This window comes from Cohnella sp. OV330, from assembly GCF_900112065.1.
Taxonomy (GTDB): Bacteria; Bacillota; Bacilli; order Paenibacillales; family Paenibacillaceae; genus Cohnella.
In genome coordinates this window covers 70865-90468 of the sequence record NZ_FOKE01000002.1, presented here as the reverse complement: position 1 = coordinate 90468, position 19604 = coordinate 70865, and the positions used below count along the sequence as shown (strand labels likewise).

15 protein-coding genes are annotated in these 19604 nt (G+C 57.4%); 14 read left to right on the top strand and 1 reads right to left on the bottom strand.

What is annotated here, in order from left to right; genetic code table 11:
* Positions 1-59 precede the first annotated feature (59 nt).
* The 8 genes from BM235_RS04225 to BM235_RS04185 all read left to right on the top strand — a co-directional run bounded on the left by BM235_RS04225 (position 60) and on the right by BM235_RS04185 (position 9816).
* On the top strand, positions 60-1442 hold the full coding sequence (locus BM235_RS04225; RefSeq protein WP_090109765.1) for an EAL domain-containing protein: 1383 nt from the start codon (positions 60-62) through the stop codon (positions 1440-1442).
* Positions 1443-1555: 113 nt separating this feature from the next.
* Positions 1556-2692 carry a cyclic dehypoxanthinyl futalosine synthase gene (mqnC, locus tag BM235_RS04220; protein ID WP_090109763.1) on the top strand — a complete coding sequence of 379 codons (1137 nt, stop codon included), beginning with the start codon at positions 1556-1558 and terminating at the stop codon, positions 2690-2692.
* A gap of 610 nt (positions 2693-3302) precedes the next feature.
* Positions 3303-4184, top strand: a complete 882-nt coding sequence (locus BM235_RS04210; protein WP_090109759.1) for a putative sporulation protein YtxC — start codon at positions 3303-3305, stop codon at positions 4182-4184.
* A gap of 438 nt (positions 4185-4622) precedes the next feature.
* Positions 4623-6563: a threonine--tRNA ligase gene (thrS, locus tag BM235_RS04205; protein ID WP_090109757.1), complete on the top strand. Its 1941-nt coding sequence runs from the start codon at positions 4623-4625 to the stop codon at positions 6561-6563.
* Between the two features lie 71 nt (positions 6564-6634).
* Positions 6635-7168 (top strand): 3D domain-containing protein, encoded by a 534-nt coding sequence (locus tag BM235_RS04200; protein ID WP_369803470.1) that lies wholly within the window; start codon positions 6635-6637, stop codon positions 7166-7168.
* 83 nt (positions 7169-7251) lie between these two features.
* The gene (locus tag BM235_RS04195; RefSeq protein WP_090109753.1) at positions 7252-7788 is read left to right on the top strand and encodes an RNA polymerase sigma factor; all 537 of its coding nucleotides are present in this window, start codon (positions 7252-7254) and stop codon (positions 7786-7788) included.
* Positions 7789-7921: 133 nt separating this feature from the next.
* The gene (locus tag BM235_RS04190) at positions 7922-9379 is read left to right on the top strand and encodes a methyl-accepting chemotaxis protein (RefSeq protein WP_158544108.1); all 1458 of its coding nucleotides are present in this window, start codon (positions 7922-7924) and stop codon (positions 9377-9379) included.
* Between the two features lie 95 nt (positions 9380-9474).
* Positions 9475-9816 carry a hypothetical protein gene (locus tag BM235_RS04185; protein ID WP_143106627.1) on the top strand — a complete coding sequence of 114 codons (342 nt, stop codon included), beginning with the start codon at positions 9475-9477 and terminating at the stop codon, positions 9814-9816.
* A gap of 96 nt (positions 9817-9912) precedes the next feature.
* On the opposite strand, the gene BM235_RS04180 is transcribed toward BM235_RS04185, so the two are convergent.
* Positions 9913-11451, bottom strand: a complete 1539-nt coding sequence (locus tag BM235_RS04180; RefSeq protein ID WP_090109746.1) for a sulfatase family protein — start codon at positions 11449-11451, stop codon at positions 9913-9915.
* A 127-nt stretch (positions 11452-11578) separates the two neighbouring features.
* On the opposite strand from BM235_RS04180, the gene BM235_RS04175 reads away from it, so the two are divergent.
* The 6 genes from BM235_RS04175 (at position 11579) to BM235_RS04150 (ending at position 19580) form a co-directional block, all read left to right on the top strand.
* Positions 11579-12454, top strand: coding sequence for an AraC family transcriptional regulator (locus BM235_RS04175; RefSeq protein WP_369803469.1), 876 nt, complete (start codon positions 11579-11581; stop codon positions 12452-12454).
* Positions 12455-12475: 21 nt separating this feature from the next.
* On the top strand, positions 12476-14266 hold the full coding sequence (locus BM235_RS04170; RefSeq protein WP_090109744.1) for a sensor histidine kinase: 1791 nt from the start codon (positions 12476-12478) through the stop codon (positions 14264-14266).
* A gap of 3 nt (positions 14267-14269) precedes the next feature.
* Positions 14270-15877 (top strand): response regulator, encoded by a 1608-nt coding sequence (locus tag BM235_RS04165; protein ID WP_090109741.1) that lies wholly within the window; start codon positions 14270-14272, stop codon positions 15875-15877.
* 124 nt (positions 15878-16001) lie between these two features.
* Positions 16002-17588 (top strand): extracellular solute-binding protein, encoded by a 1587-nt coding sequence (locus BM235_RS04160; RefSeq protein WP_090109739.1) that lies wholly within the window; start codon positions 16002-16004, stop codon positions 17586-17588.
* Between the two features lie 123 nt (positions 17589-17711).
* Positions 17712-18671, top strand: a complete 960-nt coding sequence (locus tag BM235_RS04155; protein ID WP_090109737.1) for an ABC transporter permease — start codon at positions 17712-17714, stop codon at positions 18669-18671.
* 15 nt (positions 18672-18686) lie between these two features.
* The gene (locus BM235_RS04150) at positions 18687-19580 is read left to right on the top strand and encodes a carbohydrate ABC transporter permease (protein ID WP_090109734.1); all 894 of its coding nucleotides are present in this window, start codon (positions 18687-18689) and stop codon (positions 19578-19580) included.
* Positions 19581-19604: the final 24 nt, after the last annotated feature.

Genomic DNA, 19604 nt, shown 5'->3' with positions numbered 1-19604 from the left:
TTCCGATTCGTGATAAAATAACAATATTCGACATTCGAAAAGACAAGGCAGGCGAGGACGTGACCGCGACGATGCTGCTTGAGAGATTTAAGATGATTGCCAAGGCATTTCTTCCGGATGGCCGGTTGAACGCCTTCCCGCCGGATTTTACGATCCGACGGCCGATCCTATCTCTTCTAAGGCGGCGTCTCGGTCGCGGAGAAGCCTGCTTTTTAGCCTTGTACCGCTGGGAGAGCAAGTCCGATCCCGAGCATCGGCAGCATAGCCGGGAGGAAGAAAAGAGACTGTCCGCCGCCAGCCGGAAGCAGTTGACGATGCTCGCTCGCGAGCAGTTCGGCTCGCGCGAGCTGATCGGCATGGACCAGTACGGCCCGCAGGATTACGTCGTGCTCGTCAGCGCGCCGCAGGATCCGGACGAGTCGTTCGTGCCCGTCGCGCTGTTCCGCAGGCTGGAGCTGCTGCGGCACGCCTTCGAAGGCGGCACCGCCGCCGTCATGCCTGAAGCCGCGGAGCAATGGCAGTTGACGGGCACGTACGTGCCCGTATCGAGCGCTTCGTGGGATTGCGACCCGAATGCGGCGGCGGTGCTCAAGGAGACGTTCGACTTCGCGTTGGCGCTCGCAACGGGAGCCGTCACGCCGCAGGTGATCGAAGCGCGCAGACAGCTCGACGAGATTCTGGCCGAGGGCCGGATCTCGGTGCTGGCGCAGCCGATCATGGACCTTAGGAGCGGCGACGTGTACGGCTGGGAGATCCTGACGCGCGGACCCGCCGCGAGCGTGTTCCATATGCCGGACGAGTTGTTCCGCTTTGCGGGCCAGAGCAAGCTGCTCAGCAAGCTTGAATTTATCGTGGTACGGCATGCTTTGGACGAGATCGCAAGCCGGCGCATTTGCGAGCCCGTCTTTCTGAACGTCACGCCGGTGACATTGGCGCATCCGTTGTTCATGGCGCATCTGGAGCAATGCCTGGAGCGTCATCCGTCGCTGTCTCCCGGACAGATCGTGCTTGAGATCACCGAGCGCCACGAGATCCACGATCTTGCGGAGATGTCCCGGATACTGGACCGATTCCGCGAGAAGGGATACCGCTTCGCGATCGACGATGCCGGATCGGGATACTCGAGCCTGCAGTGGATCGGCGAGCTGATGCCGGAGCTGATCAAGATCGATCGCTCGGTCATCCAGTTCGTGGACCGGTACAAGGTCAAGGAGAGCCTGCTGCGCGCGATCGTGACCGCCGCCGAAGAGATGAACTGCGACGTCGTGGCCGAAGGCGTCGAGCGCGAGGAAGAAGCGGACGTGCTTTTCCGGCTGAACGTGAGTATGGGGCAAGGCTACTATTTCGCGCGCCCGAATCCGCTTATGCACGAGCATGAGCGCGGCATTTTCCAAGAGATGAAGGAACGGATACAAATTCGGCGCGGCCTGGTTGCTTCCTGATTATGGGGAGCACCTTTTTATTCGGCATTAATCGTGATTTATTTCACAAAGAAATGCATGACAAGGACGGCGAACAGCGTTAGAATAAAAGCATAATGAAGGAGGCTTGAACGATGAGTGCGGTGGATGGAATACTATCACGCGCGCTGCAAGGCCAGCGCTTGGAATTGGAAGATGTCGTCAAGCTGTTCGAGTCGGACGAGATCGAGAAAATGGGAGCGGCAGCGAATGAGCTGATGCTGCGCCGCCACCCGGACCCGATCACTACTTTCGTCGTTGGCCGCAACGTGAATTATACGAATATTTGCGACGTATACTGCCGTTTTTGCGCTTTCTACCGCGCGCCGGGCTCCAACGAGGGCTACGTGCTGCCGGACGAACTGATTTTGCAAAAGATTCAGGAAACGGTCGACGTCGGCGGCACCGAGATTCTGATGCAGGGCGGCACGAACCCGAACCTGAAGTTCGGCTATTACCTGGACTTGCTGCGCAAGATCAAGGCACGTTTCCCCGATATCACGATGCACTCGTTCTCCCCTGCGGAGATTCACAAGATGAAGGACGTTTCGGACGGCTTGTCGCTCGAAGAGGTCATTCGGCAGATCCACGAAGCCGGACTCGACTCGCTGCCCGGCGGCGGCGCGGAGATTTTGGACGATCGCACGCGCAAGAAGATCAGCCGGCTGAAGGGCTCCTGGCGCGACTGGATGGACGTCATGACGACCGCGCACAAGATCGGCATGAACACGACCGCGACGATGGTCATCGGCTTCGGCGAATCGATGGAGGAGCGGGCGCTGCATCTGCTGCGGGTGCGCGAAGCGCAGGACGAATGCCTGAACAACGGCTATCCGTCCAAGGGCTTCCTGGCGTTTATCCCGTGGACGTTCCAGCCGGACAATACGAACATGAAGCGCGAGAAGGCGACGCCGGAAGAGTACCTGAAGACGCTGGCGATCAGCCGCATCGCGCTCGACAACATCGACAACTTCCAGTCGTCCTGGGTTACGATGGGGCCGGAGGTCGGCAAGCTGTCGCTCACCTACGGCTGCAACGACTTCGGCAGTACGATGATGGAAGAAAACGTCGTCTCGGCCGCAGGCACCACGCACAAGGTTAATATCGAACTCATCCTGAAGCTGATCCGCGAGGCAGGAAAGATCCCTGCGCAGCGGAATACGCGGTACGAGATTTTGAAAGTGTACAACGAGGACGAGAGCGTCGCGCGGGACTTTATCATGCAAAATTGATTGGTTTGATTTAAAAATGCCTTTCTGGCTGCTCGATCGAAGAGCGGCCGGAGAGGCTTTTTTGCGGAGATGCCATAGCCGCTTCGAGAAATAGGGGGGCCATATCGCGGGCCGACGGCCCTCATCGCCTTTCGTTGTGAAGGCGAATGCCCGAACCGCGGGCCAGCGGATCCAATTGCCTACTGTACAGAAGGCGATCGCCCGAATCGTGGGCTAGCGGATCCAATCGCCTGCTGTACAGAAGGCGATCGCCCATATTGTGGGCTAGCGGATCCGATCGCCTGCTGTACAGAAGGCGATCGCCCATATCGCGGGCCAAGGGCCCTCATCGCCTTTCGTAGAGAAGGCGATCGCCATCTCGTGAGCTGGCGGATCAATCGCCTGCTGTACAGAAGGCAATCGCCCATATCGTGGGCCGACGGCCCCGATTGCCTGCAATCGCTTCGCCTTCTCCTTTTTCCGCCGCCCCCCGCGCAACTCCAAAATCATCTCAGCCGAATCCGCATTTTACCAGCCGAAAATTAATAAAATATACCACATGCAACGAGCGATCGTATATCGCGATTCCGGTCACCATATAGCTTAAGAACAGGAAGCCGGGGGTGAGCGGATGAACAAGGAGCAATGGGCCGTTAGTCTGTACGGGGGCCTGGAGGCGCGAAGCAGGCTGCAGCGCATGATGAACGATGCATTCGAGGGGCTGGCAGACAGCGCGGGACAAGGTCCGTGGCGCCTCGCCGAACGCGGCGACGCCATCGTGTGCAAGCTGGATTTCTCGGCGGGACAACGGGAGTTTTGCGACAAAGTCGGCATGGTGCTGGCGGAATTCGTGCTGTCGGTCAAGGAGCCGCAGACGCTCGAACGGTTTATGCAGCGTAGGCTGGGGACGCGCGACCTGAAGGAAATCAAGACGGGAATGCGGGAAGCGATCGTGCTGTTGAACGGCGAGCTGCCTGACGGCGAAGCCGGCGATTCAGGAGCAGGCGCTGGCGAGGGCAGGAAACGTAGACTGGTCAAAATCGCGGCGAAGCTCGGCGATTATCTGTGGCGGAACGGCTCGCTTCATTTGGACGGCTTCATGCGGTTTCGCTTGCGCGAGCACTCGGAAGAACTGCGTGAAGCGGCCGAAACGGCGGTCGAAGAAATGCTGATGGACCGCCAATATCAAGAGTTCATGCGCCTGCTCCAGTCGATGGTCAAAGGTCAGGAGACAGGCCTGCCTGCTATCCATGTGCTGCACGGCGGGGGGCAAGGACCGACGCTGCTCGACGAGAAAATGCGTCCGCTGCAGGACGAACCCGTCACCGAGCCGATCCTGCAAGCGGCGTCCGATCAGCAGGATCGCGAGAGCTTGCTGGTCACCAGGCTGCTCGCGGCGAGCCCCAGACGGCTATACATCCATACCGACGAACCGGATGCGCAGGTCGTGCGGACGCTGATGGGCATTTTCGGCGAGCGAGCCGCGATCTGCGACCATCCGATGCCGCGTTGAAGCGGTCGCTTTAGGCGATATGCGGCTTGACGCACGCGGTTGCATACGGGTATAATGCAACGTATCGGCTGTGAGAAAGACAGCGGCGCTGCAACGGACGGCCCAGAGAGAGGAACCTTGGCTGCAAGTTCCTTCCGGCAACGGCAAGCGTCGACCCCTTTCGAGCCGCAGTGCCGAACGCGAAGGGCATTCCTGCATGATTCGTTTGCTAACGAATGCCAAGCAGCTGCGCCTGCATCGCCATTAAGTATTGCCGGGTCATGACCGTTACTCATGCCTAGAGAATCGTCCGTACGCCGTTTGAGCGGCACGCGACGGTTGAACGAGGGTGGAACCACGGACGCCATAGACTGGCGCTCGTCCCTTACCGGGGACGGGCGCTTTTTTGCGTTGCTTTGTCCCCAACATCAATTCCACGCTGCCGAGGAGGCCATCGCAATGACTGTACAAATCAAACTGCCCGACGGAGCGGTCCGCGAATACGAGGACGACTCCAATATCGCCGACGTTGCTGGCTCGATCAGCCCGGGACTGAAGAAAAACGCCGTAGCCGGCAAGCTGGACGGCAAGGTCGTCGACCTGAATGCAGAGCTGACGCAAGGCGCCAAGGTTGAGATCGTGACGCTCGATTCCGCCGACGGCGTCGAAGTGATGCGCCACAGCACGGCTCACCTTATGGCTCAAGCGATCAAACGCATTTACGGCGATACGACCGTGAAGCTGGGGATCGGTCCGGTAATCGAAGACGGTTTTTACTACGATATCGACATGGAGCAGTCGATCACGCCGGAAGACCTGGCGAAGATCGAAGCCGAGATGGAGAAAATCGTCAAGGAAGACTTGCCGATCGTCCGGCGCGTCGTCAGCCGCGAAGAAGCGCTTCGCATTTACACCGAGCTGGGCGACCCGCTCAAGCTCGATCTGATTAACGGGTTGCCGGAAAACGCGGAGATCACCATCTACGACCAAGGCGAATTTTTCGACTTGTGCCGCGGGCCGCACTTGCCGTCAACCGGCCGCATCAAGTCCTTCAAGCTGCTGAGCGTGGCGGGCGCCTACTGGCGCGGCGACAGTAAGAACAAGATGCTGCAGCGCATTTACGGCACCGCCTTCGCCAAGAAAGCGCAGCTCGACGAGCATCTCCATTTCCTCGAGGAAGCGAAGAAGCGCGACCACCGCAAGCTCGGCAAAGAACTGGGCATGTTCACCTTCTCCCGCGAAGTCGGCCAAGGCCTGCCGCTGTGGCTGCCGAACGGCGCCAAGGTTCGCCAGATGCTCGAACGCTACATCGTCGATCTCGAGGAGAAGCTCGGCTACCAGCACGTATATACGCCGGTGCTCGCGAACGTCGATCTTTATAAAATCTCGGGTCACTGGGAGCACTACCAGGAGGACATGTTCCCGCCGATGCAGATGGACAACGAGGAGCTCGTCCTGCGTCCGATGAACTGCCCGCATCACATGATGGTTTACAAGAGCGAGATGCGCAGCTACCGCGATCTGCCGATCCGGATCGCCGAGCTCGGCACGATGCACCGCTACGAGATGTCCGGCGCGCTGACCGGCCTGCACCGCGTGCGCGCGATGACGCTCAACGATTCGCACATCTTCTGCCGTCTCGACCAGATCAAGGAAGAGTTCAAGCGCGTCGTACAGCTGATCCAGCGCGTCTACGAGGACTTCGGCCTTAAGGAATACCGCTTCCGGCTGTCCTACCGCGACCCGGCTGACAAGGAAAAGTACTGGCCGGACGACAACATGTGGGAGACGACGCAGCGCATGCTCCGCGAAGTGGTCGACGAGCTCGGTCTGCCTTACTTCGAGGCAGAAGGCGAAGCGGCGTTCTACGGGCCGAAGCTGGACGTGCAGGTGAAGACGGCGCTCGGCAAGGAAGAGACGCTCTCCACCGCGCAGATCGACGTGCTCTTGCCTGAGCGCTTCGAGCTCGAGTATGTCGGCGACGACGGCAAAAAGCATCGCCCGGTCGTCATTCACCGCGGCATCATCAGCACGATGGAGCGCATGACCGCGTTCCTGCTGGAGAACTTCGCCGGCGCGCTGCCGGTATGGCTGTGCCCGTTGCAGGCCAAGATCCTGCCCGTCAGCCAAGCGTTCGAGGGATACGCGCGCGAGCTCGAAGACAAAATCCGCGAATCCGGCGTACGCGTCGTCGCGGACCTGCGCAACGAGAAGCTCGGCTACAAAATTCGCGAGGCGCAGCTGGAAAAGGTGCCTTACATGCTCGTCGTAGGCGAGAACGAATCCGCTGCCGGAACCGTATCAGTCCGCCGCCGCGGCGAAGGCGATATCGGCGCGGAGCCGGTCGACGCGTTCATCGCGCGCATTAGAGGCGACATCGACAGCAAACGCACCGACTAAATTAGGCGTTAAGTCACGACGCATAAAGCTTGCGGGCTTTGGACATTCTCCCTCTAGGAGGAATGTTACCGATGCCCGCAAGCTTTTTTTTCAGATCGGCCCTGGCTCTTCTTGTCGTCTCCGCCGCATGGACCGCGCCTGACACCCCGCGAGCCGGCGCGGAAGCGAACGCGGAAGAACAACGCGAGGGAACTCATCCCGCTACCGTCTCCGTCCTGGCGACCGGCTATACGGCAGGCGTGGAGTCGACGGGCAAACGCCCGGGGCATCCTCAATACGGCGTGACGTATTCGGGCGTCAAAGTGAGGCGCAGCAAGGTGTCGACCATTGCGGCCGATACGCGCGTATTTCCGCTCGGCACGCTTCTGTACATTCCGGGCTACGGCTACGGCTGCGTCGCGGACACCGGTTCGCGGATCAAGGGAAGACGCATCGACCTCTATTTCCCTTCGACCCGGCAAGTGTTCAAGGAATGGGGGAAAAAACAGGTCGAGGTCAAAGTCATCCGTCGCGGAAACGGGAGAGTGACGGAGACGATGCTGGACGAGATGAACGAGATCGCCGTGGCGGGTCAGGACTTGTCCGACAAAAAATTCGATTCTTAGTATATTTATGATATTACGATCGGAATCCATATGTTAAAATAAAGGAGATGAGGATCAAAAGGCCTAAGGAGTGACATTGAGGCATGACGAACTCCCGCGGAGAAATCGGAAGTCGCGAACAATCCGCTATCGAGGATGAACTTCTGAACGAGCTGTATCGGGAGATGCTGCGGGTGGCCCGTCACAGGCTTCATCACAAGAGCGACGCGACCGACGTGGTCCAGGAAGCATGGGTTAGAATCTTGGAAAAGCGGGACACGCTCCGGGAGAGCAACAAGATCATCCCGTGGGCGAAGACGATCGCCGCCAATTTGGCGCTGAACGCCAACCGCGCCAGGCGCGTCAAGCCCGTCAGCGAGCTGAGCGAAGCTTATGCGGCCGGTGAATCCGGATCCGCCAGGCAGAGCGAGCCGGAGACGATGGCGGAGCTGACCGACATCCTCGGGCGGCTGGAGCCGGCGACGCGAACGCTTTTGCTTTACAAGTTTTATTACGGGTTCAAGGACGACGAGATCGCGGCTGCCCTGCAGGTGCCGGTCGGGACCGTCAAAGCCCGGATCCACCGGGGGAAGGCAAGGTTGAAGGCCGAAGCCGGAGGCGCAGGAGCCATGGATTTATAGCGATTCGCATATAAGCGAGAGGAACCGAGAGGTTCCTCTTTTATTTTGCCTGCCGGACAGATATAATGTTAGCAATTATTACATTATGTCGATCGATGTAGAAAATGTCGATAGAACTCGGGGGCGATTCGCAATGGCCGAATGGCGGAGATGGTTCAATAGAAGGGACGGAGCCGAGTCGAAGTTGAACGCGTCGGGGATGGTGTCAGGTATGGCTTCCGCCGCGAGTGCGGGACCGACCGGTACGGCGCAGGACGCAGACCAAGATAAGCTGCGGACGATGGTGGGCGAAGCGGTCGTTATCTCCGATCGCCTTCAAGCCGCAGTCGGCGAGGTGGACTCGAGCGTCGGACAGCTGGAGGCGATCGCGGACCGTTCTGCCGTTCAAGAAGACCGGCTGCGGCAGCAGAGCAGGGTGGCGGCAGGACGGCTGGACGACGCGTTTTCCGCGCTGCAAGAGGTAGCGGCGGCTTCGGAGGAGATCCGCGCGAACGCCCAAAGCATGAGCCGCCAGAGCCAGGAGGCCAGGGACGTCGTCATCGACGTGTGCAGATCGATGCTGCAGACCGACGAAGTCATGAACGATCTCGCGGCGCATCACGGCACGATGGAGGAACGCGTGAGCGGACTCATCGCCGAAGCTTCCAAGATTACGCAGATGAACGAATTGATCCAGGAGATCGTCTCGCAGACGTCCCTGCTCGCGCTGAACGCGGCCATCGAGGCTGCGCATGCGGGCGAATACGGCAGCGGGTTTACCGTCGTCGCCCAAGAGATACGCAAGCTCGCCGAGCAGAGCAGCGTCGCGGTCAAGCGCTCGACGGGGATCGTCCGCGATATCGAGGCGGGCATCCGGCAGGTCGTTGCGTCGGTGGCCGAAGAAAAGCAGTCGGTCTCGCGAGGGCTGAGCGAGATGAAGGTCAATCGCGACCGGATGGACGCGATCTATAATCATATCCTAAAAGTGGACGGACAGGTCGACAAGACGCTGACCGCCGCGGCCGAGCAGGCGGACCGGACCTCCGCGGCCAATGCGATGCTGAAGGATGTCGTCGACTCCGTCAACCAGATGATGGCGAGCATCGACGATACGCTAGCCCAGAATTTCAAGCAGCGAGAAGAAACGGCCAAGCTCGGGAGAGTATCGACAGAGCTCAAGACGGCGGCGGACGAGCTGATCGGGGCTGTCCATCAAGCCGGAGGCAAGGTGTGGGCGGATACAGGACTCGCGGAAAAAGAAAAATGGATGCAATTTTTGAAGACCATGGCGGCAGACCCGGCGCTCGGCGGGCTGGACGACGGTATTCATCGCAAGGTGCTGTCCGGGTGGCTGGCGCAGACGGCTGGCGTGGAGGCGATCTGGTCCAACCGGGCGGACGGGTCCTTTATTTTTTCCGAGCCGATCGCGGGCCTGCTCAATGCACGCAGCAGGGAATGGTGGAAAAAGGCGATGGGCGGCGAGATTTTCGTATCGGAGGTTTACCTGTCCGCGATCACGAAAAAGCCCTGCGTGACGGTGTCGACGCCGCTGCAAGGAGCGGATGGCCGTCCGATCGGCGTCGTCGGCATCGATATTGTCATCTCTTCCTAAAAAATAGCTGACATAAGGGTTCTCATGATGGCGAATTTCCGATACAATTGGCTTACGTGTGATGAATCTTCACAAGAATAGACAGGTGATATTTCATGACGAAGCCGATTGTGCAAGCTGTATCGCCGTCCGCCGCACCGGCTCGGCAAGCGGAGGTGCATTCGTTGCTGGACGCTCTCATACAAAAGCGGCTCGAGGAAGTGGCGGAGATCGAGCAGATGGTTCAGCGCTACGAGCGCCGGGTCCAGAAGGAAGAGCAGGCCTATCGAACGATGTCGGCGCTGCGCAAGTTTCTGAGCGGCAAAAAGCCGGATCATCACGCCGCGGTCGAATACATTCACTACGTCAAAAAGCCGCTGGAAAAGGCCAGGAAGCTGCGCGAGGAGATCGCGCGCTACGAGTCGATGAAGCAGAACGGCGAATATATAGAAGAATAAGCATTTGCGCGGCATGCGCAACATCGAAGAAGCTTTTCCGAGGACCTGCGGGCGCATTCGGAAAAGCTTCTTTCTATTGCTGTCAGGGTCTTGTTGTCACGCGTGATGAATCCGGGGCATCGGCATCGGTTCCTTGCCGAGTTCGGCCCAAATATATTTCATCAGAAGCTCCGTCTTTAACCGCTCCGCTGCCGGCTCGTCCCACAGATTGCGCAGCTCGCCCGGATCCTCCTGCAAATCGAAAATCTCGCCGTAGGTTTGATTGTAATATACGGTAATTTTGTACCGCTCGTCCACGTATGTCTTCTGGTGGATCGTCGTCGGCTCGTGGCGGAACTCGCAGATCGCGTGATCCCGCGCACTGGACCGGTTGCCGAGCCAGGTCTCTTTTTGATCGACGCCCGTCATTGCAGGCGGGATCGGCATGCCGCAGAAGGACAAGAAGGTCGGCGCGAGATCGACCAACGATTGAATGGCGTCCGAACTGCGCCCCGCGGGCACGCGGCCCGGATAACGGACGATAAAGGGGAGCTTGATCAGATCCTCGTAATGAAATCCGCCCTTCGCCTGCAACCCGTGCTGACCGAAAAAGTGGCCGTGATCCGTCGTAAAGACGACGAGCGTGTCTTCAGCCAACCCGAGCTCGTCCAGCCGGTCGAGAATTTTGCCGATGTATTTGTCCATCATGCTGATCATGCCGTAGTAAACGGCGACCAGCTTTTTTTTGTCGTACGCCGTCAATTTGAACTTCGAGCCGTATTCGTAATAAAGATGCGAACGATAGCCATGGATGCCGTATCCGGTCTCGACAAGGTGCGAGAAATCGGGATCTTCCTCTTGCGTGAGTCCGAAGTGCGGCGGATTGCGGTCGTGCTCTCCCGGAACGAGCGCAGGTATCGTCAGCTTGTCCGGGTCGTACATCGTATCCCAAGGTTCCGGCGCCAAATATTCGGGATGCGGATCGAAGAAGCTGGCCCAGAGAAAGAAAGGTTCGCCGGACTTTTTATATTGTTCCATCATCGCGTTAGTCCGCTCCGCGATCCATGTATTGTAATGATACTTTTCCGGAATCGGCCATTTGTACGTCGCCGCGGGGTCCATCGTGCCGGTCGGCGCCAGGAAGTATTCCCGCCAATTCGCGCAGCCTTGCTCCTCCAGCCAAAGCGCATAATGCTGTCCGACATGGGCTTCGTTCGTATGGTTGCGAGCCAGCTCGACATGGTCGAAGCCGTAAAACGGTTTGTCGAAATTCCGCCAGTAGTCCAGGTCCTGCAGGCGCGGATAGGCTTCGAGCGATTCGTATTCGGCGGTCGACTTCAGCGGTTGAAAATGCGCTTTGCCGATCAACGCGGTTCGGTAGCCTCCTTCCGCGAAGTCCTCCCCTACGGTATGTTTGTCCTCTAAAAGCTTCGTGCCGAGCGTCCATGCGCCGTGCTGGCTTGGGTACATGCCCGTCAGGATCGAAGCCCTGCTTGGCGTGCAGGTGGGATTCGGGCAATAAGCCCTGTCGAACGTCGTGCCCTCGCGAACGAGGCGGTCCAAGTTGGGCGTCGATATTTCGGGATTGCGAGCGCCGATCGTATTCCAATGCTGCTGATCGCTGGTAATTAGCAAAATGTTAGGTCTTCTCGACAAGAATGATCCCCTCCTAGTATGATATTAGTGAATTGATAGCGTTTTATAAATAGCAACATGTTAGATTGTTGTTGTCATTTTGTTATCTATTGGACTGAAAAGGAATCGATGGAAGGAGCAGGCGGGGATGATGCAGGAGTACGAATACGAGTATGCGCAATTTATTTACTATACGCCCGGCCGATTGGATAAACAGAGCCAGCTATGGCCGGTCCGGGCGGGACGCAGTATCGCTAAGCCTTCATATGAGGTCGGACCGAAGAGAATCGAGTGCCACAGCCTTCATTTTGTATCCGAAGGTAAGGTCAGAATCGAATGGGCGGGGAACTGGGCGGAGCTGCAAAAAGGCGATCTGTTCTGCTTGTTCCCGGGACGAACGTACTATTACCGTCAGCTGACATCGGAATCGCAGCTTCGAATGAGCTGGCTGGCGCTCGACGGCGCCAGAGCGGGAGCGCTGCTCGAACTGGCTGACGTGACGCCGGATCGGCCCTATCGGGAAAAGGCGGTCACGCCAACCGTCAAGGCGTCGGCCGAGCGCGTCATCGATGCGCTCGCCGTCGCCGAACGCCGTAAGCCGGCCGAAGCGATGGCGCTGCAAGGCATGGTCTGCGAGCTGTTCGCCGGTCTAATCTTGGATAAGACGCCGATGGAGACCGAAGCGCAAACAGGATGGATTCGCGAATGCCTCGATTTTATCGAGCTTCACGCGACGGAGGGCATCTCCGTGCAGCAGGTGGCGGCATTCGCGGGCGTGCACCGCTCTTACTTTTCCAACGTGTTCGCCGAGCAAGTCGGCATGCCGCCGATGAAGTACATTCAGCGTATACGGATGGAAAAGGCCAGACTTCTGCTGACCGAAACGGACGCGACGATTACGGAAGTTGCATTATCGCTGGGCTACCCGAATTTGTACACGTTTACAAGAGCGTTCAAAGGTTATTACAGAGTCCCACCGCTATCCGTTCGATCGACGAGACGCGAACCGTCCGCGGAAAGATGACCGCAAAGGAGAACGCAATCAATGAAGCTGGCGGCTATTCGAAGGCGGATCTCGCCCAGATTGAACATACAAGGAAAGATCTTTATCGCGTTTGCCCTGGTTACGCTGCTATCCATCGTTTCCGTGACAGGCATCGTCTACGTGAACATGCGCGAGACGATCAAGCATAATGCGGTCACGTCGGTGCTGGACAGCATCCGTCAATCGGATGAATCGCTCAATATTATGCTGCAGGAGATCGATCGGCTGAACACGGTCGTCGTGTCCAACAAATACGCCGTCATCGATACGATCATGAGCCCGAGCGACGAGATCAGCTATGAATGGTTTCAGGAGCAGAAGCTGATCACCGGATTTCTCTCCGGACTTGTCGACTATAAGCCCTACATTTCGCGAATCGCCGTCGTGGGGCTGAACGGGAAGGTATTTTTCTCGGGCAGTCCTTGGATCGACCGCACTTTCCTGGAGACGCCGACGATGGACTATATTCTGCGCAACGGCTCCCGTCACGCTTATTTTAAGCCGAAGGGGACGGCAGACGCCATCACGGTAGGGCGCGAGATCAGGTACAATCGCGAAGCGATCGGCGTCGTGATGGTGGATCTGAATTATGACTTTATCAAAAAAACATATGCGGTGAAGCCGACTACGGACAGTCTGCTATACGTCCTGGACGAGCGGGACGAATTCGTCTATGCGACCGAGTCTGCGCCTTCTTCCGCGCCATCGAACGAAACCTTGGTTAGAGTCAAGCAGCGATTCGCGGGGGCGGGAGATGCTGCCGAAATGAAAATCGACGGCAGATCTTACATCGTCGTTCGCCGTCAATCCTCTTACACGGGATGGACGACGCTGGCGCTGATCCCCATGGATTCTCTGCTCAGCGAGTCAACGAGAATCCGCAATCTGATGATCGAAGTATCGGTCATCGTATTCGCCGTCGTTCTGATCGGCTCGCTTCAGATGTCCTCCCGGACGACCATCAACATCAGGAGGCTGAAGTCGATGATGACCCGGGTCAAAGACGGCAACCTATCCTTTCCCAAAACAGAGATCAAAACCAAGGACGAAATCGGCGAGCTCTACCATGTCTTTATCAACATGGTGGAGGAGCTGAAGCGGCTGATGGCAGATATCCGGACCAGCGAGAAAAAGAAGCGCGAAGCGGAGTTGACCGCGCTGCAAGCGCAAATCAGGCCCCATTTTCTCTACAATTCGCTCAACACGATCAAATATTTGGCGAAGATCAACGGAGTGCCCAATATTGAAGAGGCGTCGGGCGCATTGATCGAACTGATGCGGGGCGTGTTGGGCAACTCCAATGAATATCTCGCGGTACGGGAGGAATTGAACTACGTGGCCAGCTACGTCGCGCTCGAGAAATACAAGTTCATGGAGCCGATCAAGCTGCAAACGGAAATCGAAGACGACGAATTGCTGGCGTGCCCGGTACTTAAACTGATGATCCAGCCGTTGGTGGAAAATGCGATCGTTCATGGCGTCGGTCCGTCCGGAGGCGTCGTACTCATTCGCGTCTTTGCGGAACAGGGCGATCTCAAGATCGAGGTGACCGACAACGGCAAAGGCATGACGAAGGAACGCATGGAAATGCTCTTGGGACAGCAGGACGCGTCGGAGCAGCCGTCTCGCTTCTCCGGCATGGGCGTGCGAAACGTCCATGAACGGATTTTCCGGATGTACGGCGAGCCTTACGGCGTGAAGCTGTACAGCGAGCCGGGGCTGTATACGACTGCGGAAGTACGTTTTCCTCTGCTGAAGCAAACGGACCAATCAATGAAAGAGGAGCGTTGAGCCATGTTCCAAGTGCTGCTTGTAGACGACGAACCGTTGGTGCGCCATCACCTGACGACGCTGCTGGATTGGAATAAGGAAGGCTTCGAATTGTGCGGCGAAGCCCATAACGGCGCCATGGCGTTAGCGTTGATCGGAAGATCGGCGCCTCATGTCGCGATCATCGATGTGAACATGCCGGAAATGAACGGCGTGGAGCTCAATCGAACGATTAAAGAAAAGCATCCGTCCGTGCGCACGATTATGCTGAGCAGCTACGACGATTACGACTACGTGCGCGAATGCCTGAAGGACGGCGCCGTCGATTATCTGCTTAAACACCGGCTGGACGAGGCGTCGCTTTTGGCGATATTGAACAAAGCGGTCGAGAAACGGCCGTCGGACGATCGGCAGCGCGGCAAAAATGCCGTTGGGGAAATGTCCGGGGAGCGGGAAAGCTCAGCGCTCGTGCGCGATTTGCTCGCGGACTTGGCGAGGGGGAAGCCGGATGCGGCGGCAAATCTGGAGGCCGCGGCAGATCGGCACGGACTGTTCCGGGGCGCGATAAGCTATGTGGCGGCAGCCGTGCAGATCGTGTCCTTCAGGCTGTTGACGGAGTCCTACAGCGACGTGCAGACGAACCGGCTTGCGCAGCAGGCTGTCGAAATCATGCAGCAGAGTCTCGGCAATATGCAGGATCGGGTCGCGGCATACGCGGAGGACGGGCGCATGATCGTCCTGTTCGCTTTCAAGGAACGAAGCGAGCATGTCGTCGCCGGCGAAGTCGGCAGATTGATCGCGAAGCTTCAGCATGCGCTCGAATTATTGCTGAATCTGAGGTGCATGGCCGCGCCCGGTTATGTATGCGGCAGCTTGGCGCAGTTCGGCGCCAGCTATGGTGCCGCGGTACGGGCGCTCGACGCCTCGCCGTCCTCGGAGCGGCCTAGCTTGTTCAACGATCGCGTCTCGCTGACGATCGAGGAGCAAAAGGAGCTGCTGCTCTCGATCGAGCGGCTGGATAAGGAAGGCATGCACCAGTTGCTGGCTTCCGTGTTTTCTTCCGTTCGCGGACAGCCCGTCCACGCGCAGACCGTGCAGATGATCGTCAGCGAGCTTCTGCATACCGGAGACAAAGCCATCAAGAAATGGATGCCGACGCTGTCGTCCGAAGCAGCCGAGAGCGAACTGCCGTCTCGCGCCGATCTCGGAAAAATCGCTGGGCTCGCCGAGCTGGAGTTATGGCTCCAGTCCTACTATGCCGGATTGCTCAAGCTGCTCAGGCGCCAGCGTGCGAACGGTCCTTACTCCCGTCACGTATCGCAGGCGATCGAGCTGATTCTGGAAAGGTATCAGGGCTATATTACGCTGGAGCTGGCAGCCGGCGCGATCGGTCTCAATCCGTCTTATTTAAGCCGCATTTTCAAAGAGGAGACACGCGCGACTTTTTCCGAATATTTGAATCGGGTGCGGATCGACGTCAGCTGCAGGCTGCTGGAGAGCGGCCGGTATTCGATCAAGCAGATCAGCACGCAGGCGGGCTTCGCCAACTACAATTACTTTTTCAAGGTGTTCAAGGAAATAAAGGGCATGACGCCGCAAGCCTATTTGAATGGCGACCGAACCGTCAAATAAGTGGAGTAAATAGTCATAATATTGCAATTGGCAGCGCTTGCACGTTGTTTAAAATGAAAACACGCCGGTAAAACGCTTACAACGTCGGTTCGGTGAAAACAAAAAATGCGGAGGTCATAGATCTATGCGTAAAAACTGGAAAAGTTACGCGATAGGCACGGTGGTCGCGTCCAGTCTCGTGCTCGCCGGGTGCAGCTCGAATTCCGGCGCAAGCGGAGGGACAGCGCCGGCGGCTTCGTCTGGCAATGCCGTAAAAGCAAACGGATTCCCGATCGTGGATCAGCCGATCAAACTGAAGATGTTCACCCGAACCGCTCCCGTCAACGGACCGTTCAAGGATATGCCGGTGTTCCAAGATTACGAGAAAATGAGCAACGTTCAGGTGGAATTCACCGAAGCGCCTACGGACGGTTTCCAAGAGAAGAAAAATCTGCTCTTCGCGTCCAACGAGCTGCCCGACGCCTTGTACCGCTCAGGACTCTCGCAGCTTGAGGCGACGCGATATGGAGCGGCCGGCCAATTGATTCCTTTGGAAGACCTGATCGATCAATACGCGCCGAACTTGAAGCAGTTGATGGAGCAATATCCGGAGATTCGCGCGGGGATCACGACGCCCGAAGGCCATATCTATGCCATACCGGGCATCGTCACCCTGGACGCCGCCCGTACGGACAAGAAGTGGATCAATCAGGCGTGGCTGAAAAAGCTGAACTTGAAAATGCCGGAGACGACGGACGACTTGTACAACGTGCTCGTCGCCTTCAGGGACCAAGACCCGAACGGAAACGGCAAGAAAGACGAGCTGCCGATGACCGCCCGCGCTCCGGTAGCCGGCCAAGGGTTGCCCATACTCGCGATGATGAGCGGCTCGTTCGGTCTGGATTTGCAGTTCGGCTACAACATTAATCTTGAGAACGATAAAGTTAATATTTGGATGGGCAACGACCGGAACAAAGAAATGCTCATGTATTTGAACAAGCTTTATAAGGAAAAGCTGCTCGATCCCGAGATGTTTTCGCAGAAAGAAGCGGACTATCTGGCCAAGCAAGGATCGGGCAACACCGGATTTTTCTTCGATCAGACGAATAACAACTTCTTGACGATCCAGGATCAGTATACCGGCATCGCTCCGCTGAAAGGTCCGCACGGCGATCAGCTGCAAAGCCAAGGCGCGCCGGTCGCGCGGGATTTCGGGGCATTTGCCATCACCTCCGTCGACAAATATCCGGAAGTCACGATGCGCTGGATCGATTACTTCTATAGCGACGAAGGATCCACGCTGCTGCGATTCGGCAGAGAGGGCGAAAACTATGAAGTGAAGGACGGCATCCCTTACTACACCAAGGCATTCATCGACTCGGGCAACCAGTCGAAGCTCACGCCTTACGCCGGCGGCGGCGCGCCGCACCTCATCAGCGAAAAGGTCGCCTCCTTCATCAACCCGCCGCAAGTGCAGGAAGCGCAAAAGAAGCTTGATCCGTACATGCCGAAGGTCCGCTACGCGGCGCCGATGTTCGACGAAGCGACCGCGCAAAAAGTCAACATCCTGCGCAACGATTTGGACAAGTACTATGAGGAGCAGAGCACGAAGTTCATCGCCGGCGCGCTCAGCTTCGACAAGTGGGATGAATTCCAGGCGACGCTGAAAAAGCTGAAGATCGACGAGTTGCAGCAGATCTACCAGGACGCCTATGACAAGATGAAAAAGTAATCCTGGCTTTAGGCTTCCTCGGAAAAGCGAACAGAAGATGAAAGGAGTCCTCTCTTCGGACGAACTTGCCCGCAAGGGAAGTCCGGAGAGGGGCATCCCCGCTCAGGATAGGAGTAGATACGCATGGAGAGCGTGCAAGCCAAAGCGGCCGCCGCGCCCGTTAGCCGGAAGCGGCAGGGCAGCGGACTGCTGCGACGGATGGCCAAACGGTATGATTTGTATCTGATGCTCCTTTTGCCGATCGCCTGGTATTTGATATTCAACTACGGACCGTTGTACGGGCTGCAGATCGCGTTCAAAAATTTCAACCCGGGCAAGGGCATCACGGGCAGCGAATGGGTAGGATTCGAGCATTTTAGGCGGTTTTTCGAGTCGTATTACTTTAAGAGATTGCTATGGAATACGTTGTCCATCAACCTGTTCTCCCTGCTGATCGCGTTCCCGGTGCCGATCCTTCTGGCGCTGATCGTGAACGAGCTTCGCAGCAAGTCCTTCGGCAAATGGCTGCAGAACATTACCTTTATCCCGCACTTCATGTCGGTCGTCGTCATCGTGGGCATCCTCTCGGTCTTTCTGTCCCCGAGCACCGGACCGGTCAACAAGCTGATCGAGTGGCTCGGCGGAGAGCCGGTCCGCTTCATGGAGTCCGCCGGTTGGTTCAAGACGATCTTCATCAGTTCGAATATCTGGCAGAATATGGGCTGGCAGTCGATCATCTATATCGCGGCGCTCAGCGGCGTGAATCCTCAGCTGTACGAGGCGGCGAAGATGGATGGAGCTTCCAGGCTGCGGCGAATTTGGCATGTCTCCCTGCCGGGGATCGTGCCGGTCATCGTCATTCTGCTTATATTGGATATCGGCCACTTCATGGATGTCGGCTTCGAGAAAATACTGCTCATGCAGAACAACCTGAATCTCGAAACGAGCGACGTCATCTCGACTTTCGTCTACACGACGGGCATCCTCAAGGGCGAATACAGCTATACCGCCGCGATCGGTCTATTCAACTCGCTGATCAATCTGACGCTCCTGCTGCTCGTGAACCGGTTCGCGCGCAAGACCGCGGAGACGAGTCTATGGTAAAGGAGGCAACCCGCGATGGACAAGCCAACGACCGTTAAAAGCGCATCGGACGGCCGCATATTCGACATGGTCGTGAATAGCTTCGCCGTGCTGATCATCCTCGTCGTTTTGTACCCGCTCATCTTCGTCGTCAGCGCTTCGTTCAGCGATCCGGCCAAGGTGCTCGGCGGGCAGGTATGGCTGCTGCCCAAAGGCTTTACGTTGGCCGCCTACGAGAACATCCTGCACAACGGGAAAATCTGGACGGGCTACCGCAATACGATCTTTTACGCCGCGGCCGGCACGCTCATCAATATGATCATGACCGTTCTGGCGGCTTATCCGCTGTCGAGGCCGGATCTTCCGGGGCGCAAGCTCCTCATGGTGATCATTACGCTTACGATGTTTTTCAACGGAGGACTCATTCCTACTTATATGCTGGTCAAAAACCTGCATATGGTCGATACGGTATGGGCGCTGCTCGTGCCCGGCGCGATCGCCACGTACAATCTGATCGTCATGCGGACGTACTTTCAGGCCAGCATTCCCTGGGAGCTTCAGGAGGCCGCCCACATGGACGGCTGCTCGAACTGGCGGCTGCTGTGGAATATTATCCTGCCTCTGTCCAAGCCGATTCTGGCGGTTATGGTCCTGTTTTACGCGGTCGGTCACTGGAATTCGTTTTTTAACGCGCTCATCTATATTCGCCGAGAATCGCTATACCCGCTGCAGCTCGTGCTGCGCGAGATTCTGATGATCAGCCAAAGCGACGCGGTGGACGCCAGCGTGGGGATCGAGGACAAGATCCTGCTCGCCGAGAGCATCAAGTACGCGGTCATCATCGTATCCAGCCTGCCGGTGCTTGTCATGTATCCTTTTGTACAGCGGCACTTCGTCAAGGGCGTCATGATCGGCTCGATTAAAGGTTGAAGGATCATTAAACCAATAATAATG

Coding starts and splice junctions, on each gene's coding strand:
- mqnC (WP_090109763.1), top strand. CDS start 1,556: ATGAGTGCGGTGGATGGAATACTATCACGCGCGCTGCAAGGCCAGCGC.
- BM235_RS04210 (WP_090109759.1), top strand. CDS start 3,303: ATGAACAAGGAGCAATGGGCCGTTAGTCTGTACGGGGGCCTGGAGGCG.
- thrS (WP_090109757.1), top strand. CDS start 4,623: ATGACTGTACAAATCAAACTGCCCGACGGAGCGGTCCGCGAATACGAG.
- BM235_RS04200 (WP_369803470.1), top strand. CDS start 6,635: ATGCCCGCAAGCTTTTTTTTCAGATCGGCCCTGGCTCTTCTTGTCGTC.
- BM235_RS04195 (WP_090109753.1), top strand. CDS start 7,252: ATGACGAACTCCCGCGGAGAAATCGGAAGTCGCGAACAATCCGCTATC.
- BM235_RS04190 (WP_158544108.1), top strand. CDS start 7,922: ATGGCCGAATGGCGGAGATGGTTCAATAGAAGGGACGGAGCCGAGTCG.
- BM235_RS04185 (WP_143106627.1), top strand. CDS start 9,475: ATGACGAAGCCGATTGTGCAAGCTGTATCGCCGTCCGCCGCACCGGCT.
- BM235_RS04175 (WP_369803469.1), top strand. CDS start 11,579: ATGATGCAGGAGTACGAATACGAGTATGCGCAATTTATTTACTATACG.
- BM235_RS04170 (WP_090109744.1), top strand. CDS start 12,476: ATGAAGCTGGCGGCTATTCGAAGGCGGATCTCGCCCAGATTGAACATA.
- BM235_RS04165 (WP_090109741.1), top strand. CDS start 14,270: ATGTTCCAAGTGCTGCTTGTAGACGACGAACCGTTGGTGCGCCATCAC.
- BM235_RS04160 (WP_090109739.1), top strand. CDS start 16,002: ATGCGTAAAAACTGGAAAAGTTACGCGATAGGCACGGTGGTCGCGTCC.
- BM235_RS04155 (WP_090109737.1), top strand. CDS start 17,712: ATGGAGAGCGTGCAAGCCAAAGCGGCCGCCGCGCCCGTTAGCCGGAAG.
- BM235_RS04150 (WP_090109734.1), top strand. CDS start 18,687: ATGGACAAGCCAACGACCGTTAAAAGCGCATCGGACGGCCGCATATTC.